Annotated in this window: 14 protein-coding genes; 12 read left to right on the forward strand and 2 right to left on the reverse strand. The window is 27.2% G+C overall.

Features of this window, described 5'->3' with window-relative positions; all coding sequences use genetic code 11:
- The first annotated feature begins 99 nt into the window (after positions 1-99).
- The 7 genes from BTM21_RS01140 to BTM21_RS01170 all read left to right on the forward strand — a co-directional run bounded on the left by BTM21_RS01140 (position 100) and on the right by BTM21_RS01170 (position 7,038).
- Positions 100-381: a hypothetical protein gene (locus BTM21_RS01140; RefSeq protein ID WP_079481622.1), complete on the forward strand. Its 282-nt coding sequence runs from the start codon at positions 100-102 to the stop codon at positions 379-381.
- A 58-nt stretch (positions 382-439) separates the two neighbouring features.
- Positions 440-892: a Cys-tRNA(Pro) deacylase gene (ybaK, locus tag BTM21_RS01145; RefSeq protein WP_096145462.1), complete on the forward strand. Its 453-nt coding sequence runs from the start codon at positions 440-442 to the stop codon at positions 890-892.
- A 183-nt stretch (positions 893-1,075) separates the two neighbouring features.
- Positions 1,076-1,924: a BglG family transcription antiterminator LicT gene (gene licT, locus BTM21_RS01150; RefSeq protein WP_021876561.1), complete on the forward strand. Its 849-nt coding sequence runs from the start codon at positions 1,076-1,078 to the stop codon at positions 1,922-1,924.
- Positions 1,925-2,098: 174 nt separating this feature from the next.
- A complete protein-coding gene (locus tag BTM21_RS01155) occupies positions 2,099-3,778 on the forward strand; it encodes a PTS transporter subunit EIIC (protein WP_079481621.1) in 1,680 nt (559 codons plus the stop codon).
- A gap of 78 nt (positions 3,779-3,856) precedes the next feature.
- Positions 3,857-5,884 (forward strand): glucose-specific PTS transporter subunit IIBC, encoded by a 2,028-nt coding sequence (gene ptsG, locus BTM21_RS01160; protein ID WP_079481874.1) that lies wholly within the window; start codon positions 3,857-3,859, stop codon positions 5,882-5,884.
- Between the two features lie 223 nt (positions 5,885-6,107).
- On the forward strand, positions 6,108-6,776 hold the full coding sequence (gene trhA / locus BTM21_RS01165; RefSeq protein ID WP_021876558.1) for a PAQR family membrane homeostasis protein TrhA: 669 nt from the start codon (positions 6,108-6,110) through the stop codon (positions 6,774-6,776).
- A 13-nt stretch (positions 6,777-6,789) separates the two neighbouring features.
- Entirely contained in the window at positions 6,790-7,038 is a 249-nt protein-coding gene (locus BTM21_RS01170; protein ID WP_021876557.1) for a DUF1653 domain-containing protein, read from the forward strand.
- Positions 7,039-7,384: 346 nt separating this feature from the next.
- Here the strand turns inward: BTM21_RS01170 and BTM21_RS01175 are convergent, their stop codons facing one another.
- Positions 7,385-9,013 (reverse strand): IS1182 family transposase, encoded by a 1,629-nt coding sequence (locus BTM21_RS01175; RefSeq protein WP_079481873.1) that lies wholly within the window; start codon positions 9,011-9,013, stop codon positions 7,385-7,387.
- A gap of 99 nt (positions 9,014-9,112) precedes the next feature.
- The gene (locus BTM21_RS01180; protein ID WP_161493113.1) at positions 9,113-9,997 is read right to left on the reverse strand and encodes a phosphatase domain-containing putative toxin; all 885 of its coding nucleotides are present in this window, start codon (positions 9,995-9,997) and stop codon (positions 9,113-9,115) included.
- A gap of 187 nt (positions 9,998-10,184) precedes the next feature.
- Between BTM21_RS01180 and BTM21_RS01185 the strand changes: the two genes are divergently transcribed.
- The 5 genes from BTM21_RS01185 (at position 10,185) to BTM21_RS01205 (ending at position 17,327) form a co-directional block, all read left to right on the forward strand.
- Positions 10,185-10,367, forward strand: a complete 183-nt coding sequence (locus BTM21_RS01185) for an alpha/beta-type small acid-soluble spore protein (protein WP_021876556.1) — start codon at positions 10,185-10,187, stop codon at positions 10,365-10,367.
- A gap of 290 nt (positions 10,368-10,657) precedes the next feature.
- Complete coding sequence (locus BTM21_RS01190; RefSeq protein WP_021876555.1) at positions 10,658-11,788, forward strand: metallophosphoesterase family protein; 1,131 nt, start codon at positions 10,658-10,660, stop codon at positions 11,786-11,788.
- Positions 11,778-14,531, forward strand: coding sequence for an AAA family ATPase (locus tag BTM21_RS01195; RefSeq protein ID WP_079481619.1), 2,754 nt, complete (start codon positions 11,778-11,780; stop codon positions 14,529-14,531). Before BTM21_RS01190 ends, BTM21_RS01195 begins: the two co-directional genes overlap by 11 nt.
- 77 nt (positions 14,532-14,608) lie before the next feature.
- Positions 14,609-15,490, forward strand: coding sequence for a metal ABC transporter solute-binding protein, Zn/Mn family (locus tag BTM21_RS01200; RefSeq protein WP_021876553.1), 882 nt, complete (start codon positions 14,609-14,611; stop codon positions 15,488-15,490).
- Positions 15,491-15,527: 37 nt separating this feature from the next.
- Positions 15,528-17,327, forward strand: a complete 1,800-nt coding sequence (locus BTM21_RS01205; protein ID WP_079481618.1) for a MutS-related protein — start codon at positions 15,528-15,530, stop codon at positions 17,325-17,327.
- The last annotated feature ends 146 nt before the right edge of the window (positions 17,328-17,473 follow it).

A 17,473-nucleotide genomic window follows, 5' to 3' on the forward strand; every position in this document is an offset into this window, starting at 1 on the left:
TTTAAATCTCCTTTATAATTTGCAGACTTTCATTTTAAAGTGATATAATATAGAATGTGTTTTTTATAATTTATTTAATAGATTATGAGGGGTGGTAAAATGAGAGTAATAAAAGCAGAAGTTATTGCAAAAAGGCAAAGTGGAATTGATATAAAGTTTAGTAATGGAATGAGAGATTTTATTGCAGCCATAGATAAGGAAAATTTACAAATAGAAGACATTAAAAATCATGATGTTTTTGTAAAAGTATATTCAATGTTTAGAAACTGTTGTAATGCATATCCAACTAATGTTTTAGAAAGTGGTACTAGTAAAGAGGATGATGAAGAGATAAAAGATCTTTTAGATAGAATATTAGAATTATTAGATTATAATATATAGTTAATAAATTAATTTAGGAAGGTTTGAGGAATTAGTGGCACAAGTAAAAACAAATGCTATGAGGATACTTGATAAAAATAAAAGTATATATGATGTAATAACATATGACATTAAAGATGGTAGAATTGATGGAGTATCTGTAGCTGAAAAAATTAATAAACCTGTACAAGAGGTGTACAAGACATTAGTAACTATAGGAAATAGTAAAGAAATCTATGTATTTGTTATTCCTGTAAATGAAGAATTAGATTTGAAAAAATCGGCTAAAATAGTTAGTGAAAAGAAAATAGATATGATTCAAGTAAAAGATATTCAAAAATATACAGGTTATATAAGAGGGGGCTGTTCACCATTAGGTATGAAAAAACAATATAAAACTTTCATAGATAGTACAGCGAAAGAATTAGATAAAATTATAGTAAGTGGTGGGAAAATTGGTATTCAAATAGAAATGAACCCTAATAATTTAACAGATATTTTAAATGCACAATTTGAAAACATAATAAAGTAGCAGAAAAATATAAAAATAAAGAAAAAATGTTGACAACGCTTACTGTGAATGATATTATTAACTCATAAATCACATGTATGGATTGTTACTGTAAAGCAGGCAATACCTAAATTAAGATTATGGGTTACACATATCTTGATTTAGGTTTTTTTAATTTTCTGCTTTAAGGAGATAGAAGTTTATATGATTGTAGAAAAGATTTTAAACAACAATGTAGTTGTTTCAGTAGACCCTAGAACTAAAAAAGAAGTTATCCTTATGGGATGTGGAATTGCTTTTAAGAAAAAAGTAGGTCAGGAAGTTGATGAAAGTAAAATAGAAAAGATTTTCATGGTTGATGATAAGAGGTTAGGGAATAAACTTAAAAAACTAATCAATCAAATACCAGATGGAGTATTTGAGTTATCACACGAAATAATTTGTCATGCAAGTAAAGAATTAAACAAAAAACTTGATAAGCAAATTTATATTTCACTTTCAGATCATATAGCTTTTGCTTTAAAAAGATATAAAAATAAAATCCAAATAAAAAATGATTTATTAGATGAAATAAGGCGTATCCACAAAGAAGAATATAAGGTAGCTCATTGGGCAGTAGAATATTTAAATAAAAAATTAAAAATTCAATTACCAGAAGATGAAGCCGGCTTTATAGCATTACATTTAGTTAATGCAAGTTATAATGAGACAGCTAAAGAATCAGTTATAGCAACTAACGTTATAAAGGGTATTTTAAATATAATAAGATATTATTACTCAGTAGAGTTTAATGAAGATGACTTAAACTATGATAGACTTTTAACCCATCTTAAGTATTTTGCTAAAAGAGTAATAACTAATACCCAACATACAGAAAGTGATAACACATTCTTAGAATTAGCATCTCAAACTTATCCAGATGCATTTGATTGTGCTTTAAAGATAAGATATTATATTGAAAATAATTATGATTATGAAGTAAATAATGATGAAATAGTATATTTAACTATGCATATTCACAGAGTTATCTCAGTTTTAAAAGATAACAATTAAATAATTAGATTGTTACTGGTTATGCAGGCAAGACTTAGATTTATTGGAGTAATTTTATATCATATATTTAAACCAATTGGTTAATAATATAGGTGTATAAAAATATACTGCTCTAATAAATTTAAGTCTTTATTTTTATATTATTATATTTATAAATTAAGGAGGAATTATAAAATGCTACAACAATTACAAAGAATTGGTAAGGCGATTATGCTTCCAATAGCAGCCCTTCCAATAGCAGGTATTTTACTAGGAGTTGGTGGTGCATTACTAGGTATTGCAGGATTAACTGATCCACCAGCAGTATATCAACCATTAATAGCTTTTGTTTCTATTCCAGCAGTTACTGCTATTCTTACAATAATGAAAAATGTTGGGGATATAGTTTTCGGTAACTTGCCAATATTATTCGCAGTAGGTGTTGCTGTAGGTCTTGCTAAAAAAGATAAAGGTACAGCAGGTTTAGCAGCAGTATTTGGTTTCATAGTAATGAACCAAGTTATAGGAACACTTTTAGGATTAGGTATAACTCAATTAGGTACAATTACTCCAGATAGCGTTGGAGAATTTGGAACTTATGTAACTACTACAGTGGGTATATTTACTTTAAATATGTCTGTATTTGGTGGTATTATAACAGGTATAGTTACTGCAATATTACATAATAAGTATTACAATATTCAATTACCACCAGTAATAGGATTCTTCTCAGGATCAAGATTCGTTCCAATAATCACAGCATTAGTAATGGCTTTAGTAGGTGCAGTTTTAGCATTCTTATGGCCACTAGTTCAAAATGGTATAACTATAATAGCTAACTTTGTTAGAGATGCAGGATTCATAGGTACATTCTTATATGGTGTTGTTGAAAGAGCGTTAATCCCATTCGGATTACATCATATATTCTATACTCCATTCTGGTTTGGTTCTTTCGTTGAAGGACAAGTGTTAGTAAATGGAGCATTCCAAACAATTGCTGGAGCTAATACTGCATACTTTGCTCAATTATCAAGTATGTCTGATTTAGTAGGAGCTTCACCAGAAACAATGACTACTATCGTTCAAGGAACTACTAGATTTATGGCTGGTAAATTCCCATTCATGATGTTTGGTTTACCTGCAGCAGCATTTGCAATGTATAAAACAGCTGCTCCAAGTAAGAAAAAGGTTGTTGGATCATTATTAATATCAGCAGCAGTTACATCATTCTTAACAGGTATTACTGAACCATTAGAATTTACATTCTTATTTGTTGCTCCAGTATTATACGGAGTTCACTGTGTACTTGCAGGTTTATCATTTATGTTAATGGATATACTTAGAGTATTTATAGGTATGACATTCTCAGGTGGATTTATAGATTTCGCACTATTTGGTTTACTTCCAGCAGGAGCAGGAGTACCAACTAGATGGTATATGATTATTTTAGTAGGTCTTGTATATGCAGTAATTTACTACTTCTTATTCACATTCATGATTAAGAAATTCAACTTAAAAACTCCAGGTAGAGATGAAAGTGAAGAAGAAACTAAGTTATACAGCAAAGCTGATTATCAACAAGCAAAAGGTTCAAATAAAGTAAGTGGTTCAAATAAATCAAATGCTTCAAATGAAATAGTTGAAAAAGCTCCATTAGTTTTAGAAGCACTAGGTGGAGAAGCTAATATAGTTAGTGTTGATGCTTGTATTACAAGATTAAGAGTAGAAGTTAAAGACAAAGCTCAAGTAAATAAAGATCAATTAAAGAAATTAGGTGCAGCAGGTGTCGTTGAAGTTGGTAACGGTATTCAAGCAATATTTGGCGCAAAAGCTGATGCATACAAACATGAAATTAATGGAATTCTAGGAGAATAAACTATAATTTTATTGGTGTTCTAAAGTTGTACTTTAGAACACCTTTTTGTAGTTTAATAAGGAGCAGTTATGAAGGAGATATTAAAAAAAATATTTGGAATTCTACAGAGAATTGGTAAAGCATTAATGTTACCAGTAGCATTATTACCAGCAGCAGGACTATTGCTTGGAATAGGCGTTATGTTACAAAATCCAGATTTTTTAAAAATTATTCCAGCTCTAGACGTAGAGTGGATTCAAATAGTAGCAACTATAATGGAGCGTTCAGGAAATATAATTTTCAGTAATCTTCCATTAATATTTGCAGTAGGAGTTGCAGTTGGATTATGTAATGGAGATGGAGTTGCTGGTCTTGCAGCTATAGTTGGATTTCTAATTTTAAATGTAACTATGGGTATAGCTAAAGGAATAGAAGCAAATATGATTTTAAATAATCCAATATATACTGAAGTATTAGGAATACCTACTATTCAGACAGGTGTATTTGGAGGAATAATAATAGGGCTTGTCTCAGCTGCGCTATATCATAAATTTTATAATATTCATCTTCCAGAGTTCTTAGGTTTTTTTTCAGGTAAAAGATTTGTCCCTATAATTTCAGCAATATTTGGACTAATTATAGGATTAATAATGTCAGCTATATGGCCTACAATACAATATGCTTTATTAAATTTTTCTAGAAGTTTAATATATACAAATCAAACAATGGCATCATTTATATTTGGAGTTGTAGAAAGAGGATTAATTCCATTTGGGCTTCATCATATTTGGTATAATCCGTTTTGGTATCAATTTGGAGAATATATAAATGCTTCAGGGCAGTTGATAATGGGAGATCAAGCAATATTTTTTGAGCAATTAAAAGACGGGGTTGCTCTTACGGCTGGTACATTTATGACAGGGAAATTTCCATTTATGATGTTTGGATTACCTGCAGCAGCTTTAGCAATGTATCATGAATCCTATTCAGAAAATAGAAAGGGAGTAGCAGGATTATTATTTTCTGCAGCTTTAACATCTTTTTTAACAGGTATTACAGAACCAATAGAATTTATGTTTCTTTTTGTAGCACCAGTATTATTCGCAGTTCATTGTATATTCGCTGGACTTTCTTTTATGATAATGCAAATTTTAAATGTAAAAATAGGATTAACTTTTTCAGGGGGACTTATTGATTATTTAATGTTTGGAGTACTTCCTAATAGAACACCATGGTATTTAGTAATTTTAGTTGGGATAGTATTTTCAATAATTTATTATTTAGGATTTAGATTTATTATTAGAAAATTAGATTTAAAAACTCCTGGAAGAGAAGAAGAGGATATCGGAACAGAAATTAATATAGAGGGTGGAGATTTAGCAAAGAAAATTTTATCAGCATTGGGTGGGAAGAATAATATAACATATTTAGATTCCTGTATAACAAGATTGAGAGTAACAGTAATAGATTTGAATGTAGTTAGAAAAAACACACTAAAATCTTTAGGTGCAGCAGGGATAATGGTTGTTGGAAATAACCTTCAAATCATATTTGGGCCTAAATCAGATATAATTAAAGAGCAAATTAAAGATTTAATGGAAGGAAAAAAAATTAAAGAAACTCCTAAGAAAAAGATAAAGCAAATAAATAAAGGTATTGATACTGGGATAGAAATTTCAATTCCTATTACAGGAAAAGTTATTCAACTTGAAAAAGTACCAGATGATATTTTTTCTATGAAATTAATAGGGGATGGTTTTGCTATAGATCCTATAGATAATATATTATATTCACCAGTAGAAGGTAGAGTTGTAGCTATTCTTCCAACAAAACATTCAATTACAATAAAAACTACGGATGGATTAGAGGTATTTATGCATATTGGAATAGATACTATAAAGCTTAATGGAGAAGGCTTTAATGTTTTTGTAAAGGAAAATGATTTAGTTAGTATTGGTGATAAGTTAATAGAATTTCCTATTGAAGAAATGAAGGAAAAAATAAAATCAAAATTAATACCTATAATATTTAAAAATTTGCATAGGGGTAACTTTATATACTTTCAGCCTGAAGCATTAGTTCAAGCTACGGAAAAGAATAGGATTCAAATACATAAGAAAGAATAATTGAAATTTTAGAATTATTAAAAATTTTAGCTTTATAATAATTAAAATATAAAGTATAATTAATATTATAGTAAGCAAATATCTAAAATTTAATTATATGAACAAAAGGGAATGGTAAGCCAAACCATTCCCTTTTTAACTTATAGAATAATATAATAGCTAATGGAGAAAATTATAATTAGGAATTAGTATAATTAAAAAATGATTTTAAGGGGAAGAGAATATGTCAAAGAGAGAGATTAATAAGAGTGTAGAATATAACTTCTATACTAAGGGGGAAGAAATTGCAAATGCAATAACTCATGGAGTAGGAACAATATTAGCTATAATAGGAACTGTATTTTTACTTATGCTTGCAATTGAATCTAAAAATATGTACAAAATAATAGGGGCATCGGTATATAGCTTTTGTTTAATAATATTATATTTAGATTCTACTCTATATCATTCTTTACCAGGAAAAGTTACTAAAAGAGTTTTTAGGATTTTTGATCATTCATCTATATATTTACTTATTGCAGGAACATATACACCATTACTACTTATTTTATTAAATCAAGATAAAAGATCTATGATAATATTAACTTGTATTTGGATTATGGCGGTAATAGGGATAATATTTAAAGCTATTTGGGTTGGTAGATTTGAATTATTATCAACACTTATTTATATTTTTATGGGATGGGCTATAGTATTTAACGTAAAAACAATATTATTAGTTGTACCAGGAAATATTTTATTATATTTATTAATAGGTGGAATAGCTTATACATTAGGATGTATATTTTTTAGTTTGGATAAAATGCCTTATAATCATGCGATATGGCATTTATTTGTTATGGCAGGTAGTGTATTGCATTATATAGCAGTATTTTTATGTGTATTACTATAAAGGAGACGGTAAGATGAGGGATATTTCAAAAGCAAAAGGGAAGATATTTAGACATTTTAAGGGTGATTTATATTTATTAGAGGATTTTGTTACACATTCAGAAACACAAGAAAAATTAGTTTTGTATAGAGCATTATACGGAGAATGTGGATTATATGTTAGACCATATGAGATGTTTTTAGAGGAAGTTCCTAAAGAAAAAGTTAATCCTACTGGACAAAAATATAGATTTGAAGAATATTTAGTTAAAAGTAAGAAATAAATTATTAATAAAAAGTAAATTTAAAAGAAAAAATAATTTAGTATTAAAATTGTAACTAAGCAATTTAGTTTAGCAATTAATATTGATATTGTAATGTCTTACATTGGAATTTCAGTAATTTCAACTATAATATCAATTGTATTTTTATTAAAGGCTATAGAGAAAATAGGATCAACAAAATATCTAAATTAAAGGGGCTGTCGCATAGCGGGTAAAAAAATCCGCTAGCGATAGCTCCTTTTCTATATTTTTATAAAATTTATTACACATTTTATAATATAAATAAACTCTATTTAAAAATAGACTCACTTTAATAAAGCTAATAAAAAAGACTTAAAAAATTTAACTATAAAGCTTCTTTTAGCTCAAATAAATGCTTACCAGTTCGGTTAGATTGTATTTTGTTATGTAATTTATTAACATTATGAGCCATAGCAATTAGGATGCTTTCTGCTAAAACATTCTTTTGACCACGACACATAAATCTTCTGAAATTCATATCATGTTTTACTTGTGCAAAAGAGCCTTCTGCTTTAATACTTCTATTCATTCTAAGTAAGATGCCTTCATCAGTAATAATTCTTTCTAAATCTTCTTTTCTTTGACGATTAAACTTTTTTGAAGTTTCAAGTTTCTTAGTTCTTTCCCCCAATGGAATTTTAGAATTATTTCCTTTAATACATTTACTCTTAAAGCTACAATTACTACAGTCCTCACATGAATAAATTGTTTTTTCACTTTCATATCCTGTTTTAGATTTCTTGAACTTTATACCATTGACTTTTAGAGTCTTACCATTCTGGCAAATAAATAAATCATTCTCAGCGTCATAATCCATATTTTCTATTCTGCCAATATCATTCTTATACTTTCTTGTCTTTGATATTTCATAATTAGAAGGTTTAATAAATGCTATTTGATTATTATCCTCAATAAATGAGTAATTCTCTTCACTTTCATAGCCAGCATCAGCAACTATTTTTGAATATTTAAAATTTAGATGCCATTCCATACTTTTTAAAAAGGGTATTAATGTAGTAGTATCTGTTGGCTGTGGTCCCACAGTAAGCCACGAAATATATTCTGCATCAACACCGTGTTGTACATTATAAGCAGGTTTAAGTTGACCATTTTTCATAGCATCTTCTTTCATTCTCATAAAAGTAGCGTCATTATCTGTTTTTGAATAACTATTTCTTTCTCCGCAGGTGTATACTTTTTGGTTATATTCTTTGAATTTTGAAAGATACTCTTCAAGCTTCTCTATAGATTTTTGAAGTGGTGATTTTCTTTTACCACATCCGTGGACGAATTCAATAGTTTCAATTTTCTTTAATTCATAAAGCCTTTTCTTTAGCTTTTTTACGTGCCTCATTTGAACTTTATTTTTATAAATCAATTTAATACCATAAAGTTCTTCGCATTCTTTTACAAGGTCGCCTATTTTTGTTAATAATTTAGCCATGTTTTTTGTCACAGCTTTTTTCCAAACGAATGTATATTTATTTGCATAAGCTTCTATTTTAGTACCATCAATAAATATTGATCTGCCTGATATTTCTCCAATCTCATAAAGAAAATTAGACATTTCAGCCAATATCTTTTCAGCACATGGAGCAAAATGTAAACTTCTAAATCTTGCAAATGTTGAGTGATCCGGAGCAGATGCCCCTTCGAGTAAAAACATAAAATTTATATCTCTAAGACATGCTGTTTCCATATCTCGTGAAGAATAGAAACCATTCATATATCCATAAAGCACAATCTTTAACATGTTCGTTGGCGATACTTGATTTTCTCTTATTTTAGAATAAGTAGAATATAGGTCAGTTAAATCCATCTCCTCTACAAACTGACTTAGTAATCTCACCGAATCATTTTCTGGAATTATGCAATCTATATCAAAAGGAAGTTTTAATTGATAAAACTTTCGATTTACAGTATAATTTTGTTGTAAAATATTTTTTAGTTGCATAAAAAACATTTTACCATAAATCCTAAACTATTGAGTTTGGGATTTATTTTTTTTTGCATCAAAAAGGAGCTGTGCACTATTATTTAGTGCGACAGCCCCTTAATTTTTAATATTAGATTGAGAAATCCAAGTAGAGTAAGGGGTTTTAAAATGGGTATCTATATTCTCTAAAGTATAGTTGTAAAAATGTTCTAGAAATTTTGATCTAGATTTACTTTTAGTAAGAACTTCACCACCTGCACTTACTTGCTCATTTAATATTTCTTCTAAAGAAAGTTTATCTGTATTTTTTATCATTTGATAAAGAGACATAAATGTTGTAGTGCGACCTAAACCTTCATGACAATGAAAATGCAAATGAATTTCAGGGTCTAAATTAACAACAAAGGATACAAAATCATCAACTACTGTAGGTGTTGGAATTCCACCATCTTTAACAGCAAAACGATGATAATTAAGATTAGCATTTTTTACTGAATTATGTTCAGATAAAATTTTATTTGCATTAATAGTTTCCTTTAAATAAGCATCTTTATCATATAAATTTATAGGATTATCTTCTTTTATAGAAGAGAGAGCTTTTTTTTCAGATTTTAAAGTATCTTTAGTTGATAATCCGCAATTAATTAATTTAAAAAGACTATAAAAACTTATAGGAGTATCATTTATAAATCCATGAGATTCCTGTCTTAAATCAACAATTGTTATATTATCTGTGCCAATTTTTTCTTTTAAATTATCAAGTTGAATTGGATTAAATTGAGCACTACCAGAGATATTTAATTTTTCAATATCTCTAAACCTATTAGGCAATTCAGTTTTAACATCAGTATCTACAATTATAAATTCATCATCAATAAAAGGAGAAGATATAGATGGAATTGAATCATCTAAAATATTAGCGCTTGTAATGAAATTAGCTAATAAACAAAGGGGTAATAAGCAAAGAGAAACTTTAATAAAAAATTTTTTAGAATGAGTCAAATTAAACAACCTCCTAAAATTAAATTGCAATTATAGTTTGTACATATATAAAACAAAATATCCAACTTTTACTTAGGATATAAAAATTTAAAGTGGTTAATATAATAGTGTAAACAAAATAACTTATTAAAATTTAATAAGTTTAGTTTACAAATAAATTAGCCAAAGGCCAAAGGAGGAATTGCAAATGTCAAAGACATTAGTTCCAGAAGCAAAAAATGGATTAAGTGCATTTAAAAATGAGGTAGCAGCAGAATTAGGAGTGCCATTCTCAGATTATAATGGTGACCTAACAGCTAGACAATGTGGTTCCGTAGGTGGCGAAATGGTGAAAAGAATGGTTGAACAATACGAAAGCTCACTAAAATAAGCCATACGGACAACATTACTACAATAATAAATATGGTTATGGATAGACCACCCAAGTTTTAAGTAATGTCAACCATTCAACAAAAAGAGAGATACTTTTTAAGTAGCTCTCTTTTTGTCTATTAAATTATATAATTGTAAGTATTCTCATTAGGAATTAATATTTTATTATAAATAAAAAAGGAGCCATAACAAAATGATTAAAAATCATTTTGCAACGGCTCCTTTTCGTTGTATATGAAAATTATTTATGATAAAATTAGAACAGAAGTTCGAAAGAAGGTGATCTAAATGAAAGAAGTAAAGATATTACAATGTGGTGATTTACATTTTGATACTCCATTTAAAGAGTTAAGCAATAAACTTGCATTAATAAGTAAAGAGGAGTTATTAGAAGTTTTTAATAAAATAATAGATATATGTGAAGAAGAGCTAATTGATATTTTTCTATTATCAGGAGATATTTTTGATAATTTAACAGTTAATAAGAAAACTTTAAGTTTTATAAAAAATCAGTTGCAAAGGATACCTATGGTTAGGGTTTTTATTTCTCCAGGAAATCATGATCCTTATCATGAAAAGTCATTTTATAAAATGATAGATTGGCCAGAAAATGTCCATATTTTTAAGGGAGAAATAGAAAAAGTATTCATCGAAGAATTGCAAACAGTCGTATGGGGTGCTGGATTTAATTTTCAACATGTGAAAAAAAGTTTACTTAAAGGAATTGAAGCGGTAGAGAATTATATAAATATAGCTGTTATACATGGAGATATTTCTAATGTAGAAGGTGGAAATGAATATAATCCTATTACATTAAAAGAAATAGGAGAGTCTAATGTAGATTATATAGCATTAGGTCATAGACATGGATATAGTGGGATTTTAAGAGAGAGAAATACATGCTATGCATATTCAGGGTGTCCACAAGGTCGTGGATTTGATGAATTAGGAGATAAGGGAATAATAATAGGAAAAGTTTCTAAAGGAGCAGTAGATTTAAGATTTTCTAAAACATCTAAGAGAAATTATTATGTTGAAAAAATTAATGTTACAGATTCAGTAGGATATGAAGAAATAAAATTTAGGATTCTAGATTCCATAGATAAAGAAAAAAGAGAAAAAAATCTATATAAGATTAATTTAATTGGGGAGCTAGATGGAGCTTTTAATTTAAAAGAAGAAATTGTTTTAGATAAAATAAAAGAAGACTTTTATTTTGTTAAAATAGTGGATAATACAGAGGTAAAGTTAGATTATACAGAGATAGCAAGAGATTTTTCAGTAAGAGGAATTTTTGTTAAAAAACTATTAGAACAATTAGAAGATGCAGAGGAGTCAGATAAAGAAATTATCAAGATGGCTATTAAATTAGGTATGCAATGTCTTTCTGAAGAGGAGGTGAAAATAGATGATTATTAAAAAAGTAAATATAATAGCTTTTGCTGGGGTAACTAATAAAACAATAGATTTTTCTACTGGTGTAAATATCATATATGGAGAAAATGAAGCAGGAAAAAGTACTATTCAGAACTTTATAAAGATATGGTTATTTGGAATGAGTTCTAGAAGAAGCAAGGACATAAAAAATAATGAAAGATTAAAATTTTCTCCGCTTTCAGGAGAAAAAATACGTGGTGAATTATATATAGAGCATTTAGGAAGGCTTTACATAATAAAAAGAAGTTTTGGACTATCTAAAAAAGAGGATACATCAGAAATTTTAGATGCTTTATCTGGAGAAGTTGTAAATGAAATTCCTAAGGATGAACCGGGGAAATATTTTTTAGAAGTTAACTCATCAACATTTGTTAGAACATTATTTATTAGCCAATTAGGGGTTTCAGTTGGAAAAGATAAAGAAGATGAAATAATGGAGAAGGCTGCAAATCTATTAGGAAGTGGAAATGAGAATGTATCTATTCAAAAAGCTATGGAGAAGTTAGAGTTTATTAAAAAGACGTTAACTACACCTAGAAAGAATGGAGAATTAGATTTATTAAGAATTAAACATTCTAATTTATTAGAAGAAAGATATGAAAGATACAAATTATCAGAGCAAAATATAGACAATGAAGAAAAGATTATTTTATTAAAAGATCAAAGAAAATTTTTAAGAAAAGAACTTAAAAACTTAGATATCTATAAAAAATACAGAAAGAAAATTAAACTTCAAAAAGAGTATGAAGAAATTACAGAGTATCTTAAGAAAAGTGAAGAGCTTAAGAAGAAGGAGAGATATATAGAAGCATCTATTTCACCAAAAGGAGAAGTAATTGATTTAGGAGTCTTAAATGATATTAAAGAAGAAAATTCCTTGTATTTAAGTTTATTAGATTTAAAAGCTCAAAGTTATGAAAAAATTAACATAGATGAAAATTATTATAATGAAAAAAGAGATGAAGTTAAAGAACTGTTATTTATAGATGAATTAGATGAGAATATAAAAGAAAAGTTTTTAAGAATTACTATGGAGCAGGAAGTTTTAGAAGAAAAGCTTAAAGTTTATAATGTTTTGAAAAAAGATATTGAAGATATTAGTTTAGAAATAGAAAATAGAAAAAAGAGCATAGGGGACATAATAAAATTTAAAGATGTACGAGAAAATATATCTAATTTATTAAAGCTATATGAAGATAAATTAAAAGAGTTAAAATTCAAAATGGAAAACTATAACTCGAAATCATTAGAACAAAGTAGTTTAAAAGCTATTAAAAGGGATTTAAATTTAAATAGAGTTATTTTTTTTACATCAATATTATTAATAATACTCGCTATAACATTATTTCCAAGTAATATTTTTATAATAATTCCTTTAGTATTAATATCTATATTGTTTGGTAAAAGAACTTTTGATATTAGTGTAAATCTTAAAGGTCATGAAAATAATAAAAAAAATACATTTGATATTGAAGATATGAATAAAGAAATATCAGAAATAGAACAACGTTTATTTAGTTATAAAAATCAAGTTAAAGCAAATGATTATGAGGACTTTATAAGAAAATTAAAGGTTTTTGATGACTTTGTTGCTTATGAAGATAAACAAAAAATAAAAATATCAGAAAAAGAAATGCAGTTGGCAGTTATAGATATAAATAAAATAAAAGAAAAATATAATGAAAATCTTAAAAAATTACAATATATTTTTAATTTAGCTAAAACAGAAAATATAGATGAAATAATAAATATGTTATCAAGATATGAATTAGTAAATAAAGAATTATTATCTTTAAAGATAGAAATACAAAAGGAAAAAGAGTCTATAGAACGTTTTGAGGAAGAATTAAATATAAGAGAAGAGAGATTAAAAGATAAGTTAGAAGAAATAGGCTTAGGAAGTTTAGAGTTAATTAATTTAGAGGAAAAATTATTAGAAATAAAAAATAAAGTACTTCAAAGGGAAGACTTAAAGAGATCATTAGAAACTATAGAGGAAACTTATAAAGTTTTGACTAAGGGAAAAGATATTGAGTCAATTAAGATGGAACTTAAGGATATAATAAATGAAGATATAAGTTACTCCTATACGTCAGAAGAAGAAATTGACACTCAGATAAAAGAAAAATCTAATGAATTAATAGAAGTTGAAAAAGCTATTAAAGATGTAGAAAATGAAATAAATACTAAATTCATAGGAAAAAGAGATTTATCTACTATAGAAGAAGAATTAGAAAATACTACTTTTAAAATTAATAAAAATGAAAAAAAATTAAAAGCAACTGAAATTGCAATAAAGACATTAGAAGAGTCATTTAGAGAGGCTAGAGTAAACTTTGGACCTATGCTTAATGAAAAGGTATTAAGTTATTTTAAAGAGTTTAGTAATGATAAATATAGTGAAGTTATGGTTTCGGATTCTTACGAAATAAAAGTTAGAGATAAAAATAATACATTACTTCCAGGAGAGCTTTTAAGCAATGGGGCTAATGATCAATTATATCTTTCATTAAGGTTAGCCTTTATAGATATTCTATATAAAAACCAAGCTGTTCCTATAATTTTAGATGATGCATTCGTTCAATATGATGATGAAAGAGTTAAAAAAGTATTAATAGCATTATATAAACATGAGTTTAATCAGCTTTTAATATTCACCTGCCAAAATAGAGAAAAGCAAATATTAGAAAATAAAGAATTAGATAAAAATTATATTTGTTTATAATCTTGACAATAATAAAAAGGGAAGGTAAAATTATACCAAAATATAATGCAAATCATTTGCATTTGAAGAGGTGGATTATGAAAAAGAAATTAGTAGCAATAAGTTTAGTAATATTAGGTATGATGACAGCAATGGGATGTAGCAATAAAAAACAACCAAACAAGGAAACAGGTAAGTTAAGGGTTGGAGTTACAATAAGCCCTTTAAAAGAATTTGCAGAAATTATTGGTGGGGATAAGATACAAGTAACTTCAATTATTCCAGATGGAAGCGAACCTCATGATTTTGAGCCAAAACCACAAGATTTAGAAGCAATTAACAACAGTGATGTTTTTATATACAATGGTTTAGGAATGGAACATTGGATTGATTCAGTATTAGATACAATAGGAAATAAAGATATAGAAATAGTTGATTCAAGCGTTGGAGTTAATATACTTAAAACTGATGGAAAAGATGATCCACATGTTTGGCTTAGTTTAAAAGAAGCAACTAAACAAGCAGAAAATATAAAGAATGCTTTAGTTAAGAAAGATAGTGCAAACAAAGAATTTTATGAAGCTAATTTTAATACCCTAAAGAAAGATTTTGAAATGGTATATTCAGATTATAAAACTAAATTTGAAGGAATTAGCAATAAAGACTTTATAACTGGTCATGCAGCTTTTGGTTATCTTTGTAGAGATTTTGGATTAACTCAAAAGAGTATAGCAGATATATATGGAGAAGGTGAACTTACTCCAAAAACATTAGAAGACTTAGTGAATTACTGTAAAGAAAATAAAGTAAAAACTATTTTTAGTGAGTCAACTGCTAGCTCTAAAGAATCAGAAACTTTAGCAAAAGAAGCTGGAGCAAAAGTTGAAAAAATATATAGTTTAGAAACTAAAGAAGAAGATAAAACTTATTTAGACGGTATGAAATATAATTTAGATAAAATATTAGAAGCATTAAAATAACATATTGTGGTAAAATAAGGGTGGAGGGGTGTGGGAAATGAATAATTCTGAAAAATTTTATAAAGAAAATATAGATAAAGGTAATTTAAAAGAAGAAGAGTTAAAGAAAAAAATATCTATTTTTTCAGTTAGCAGACTTATACTAGTTATATTAGCTATATTTACAACTTATATGCTGTATAAAGCTAATAAACCTATAGAAATATTTATTGAAATAATTGTATATTTAGCTTTATTTCTTTTAATTGCTTATTTTCATAATAAAAAGATTGAAGAAAAGAGAAAAAATGATATCTTTATACAAATAAATGAAGATGGATTAAAGAGACTTAATGGAACATGGAGAGAGTTTAAAGATACAGGAAGTGAATATTTAAACGAGAAACATGGATTTGTTGATGACTTAGATATATTCGGAAAGAGTTCATTATTTCAATGGATTAACTCTACTAAAACAAAGTTTGGAAGAAAAGCACTTTCAGATATGTTGAGAATAAATAAGCTACCTACTAGAGAAGAGATAAATAAGAAACAAAAAGGGGTTAGTGAGCTTGCTAGCAAAGTAGAGTGGAGACAAAAGCTTATTATTGAATCTACCTTTAATAAAGGTGGAAAAACAGATGTTGATGAGCTGTTAAAATGGGCAAAAGAAAAGAAACAAATAGGTTCTAGTTTGAAATTTGTTCCATATTTCTTTATAGCTTTAACTATAGTATCCATGTTTTTAGTTGCAGTTAAAAAAATACCTTTTACGTATTTAATTTTAGTATTTATGCTTAATTATCTAGTAGTAAAAGTTTTAACAAAGCCATTAAATGAAGTTATACAGTTATTCCATAAACATAAAAATGATATTGAAGCATATGGAAATATATTAAAATTAATAGATGAAGAAGATTTTGAATCAGATATATTAAAAGAATTGAAATTCAAACTTAAAAATTCTAATATAAATTGTTCTAAAGAAATTAAAGCATTAAAAGAATTAGTAGATTGGCTAGGAGATAGTTCTTCTAATGCATATTATCTAATAATAAATGTAATTATGTTATCAGATACTTTTATTTTAAGGAATCTAGAAGAGTGGAGACAAAGAAATGGAATCTACTTAGAAGAATGGCTTAAAACAATGGGAGAATTTGAAGCGTTAGCTAGTATTGCCAATATATCATATGATTTTAATAATTGGAGTTATCCAAATATTTTAGATAGTAGTGAGGTATATGGTAAAAATATAGGACATCCAATGTTAGGGGTAAAGGCGAAATCAAATAATTTTAATCTTAATGGTAAAGAAAAGGTAGCATTAATTACAGGATCTAATATGTCAGGTAAAAGTACTTTTTTAAGAACTATTGGAGTTAACTTGGTATTAGCATATATTGGTGCACCAACATATAGTGATGAATTTAATTGCGGAATTTTTAGTATATATACGTGTATGAGGACTAAAGATAATTTAGAAGAAAGTATATCATCATTTTACGCAGAAATTCTTCGAATTAAAAATGTAATAGAAGCATCTAAGCATGGAGAAAAAGTATTATTTTTACTAGATGAAATATTTAAGGGAACTAATTCAATGGATAGACATGAAGGGGCTAAGGTATTAATAAATCAATTAGTTACTTTAGGGGGCATAGGACTTGTCTCAACACATGATTTAGAATTATGTGATTTAGAAAAATCTAAGGATTGGCTTGTAAACTATAATTTCCAAGAGTACTATGAAAAAGGGAAAATAAAATTTGATTATAAGCTTAGATTAGGCAGAAGTACTACGCAAAATGCAATTCACTTAATGAAATTAGCAGGAATAGAGTTTAAAGATAATTAAAGATTTTATTATAGAAAGTCTCAAGGATATATTTTCTTGGGATTTTCTATATTAAAAGTAATTAATAAGGGCAAGATAGCTATTATTTCTAAAAAATATATGAAATTAATAAAAGTAACTAATGAATTTTCTACTAATTAATGTCA

Origin of the sequence: Clostridium chauvoei (genome assembly GCF_002327185.1) — a bacterium.
In the GTDB taxonomy this organism is placed as follows: Bacteria; Bacillota; Clostridia; order Clostridiales; family Clostridiaceae; genus Clostridium; species Clostridium chauvoei.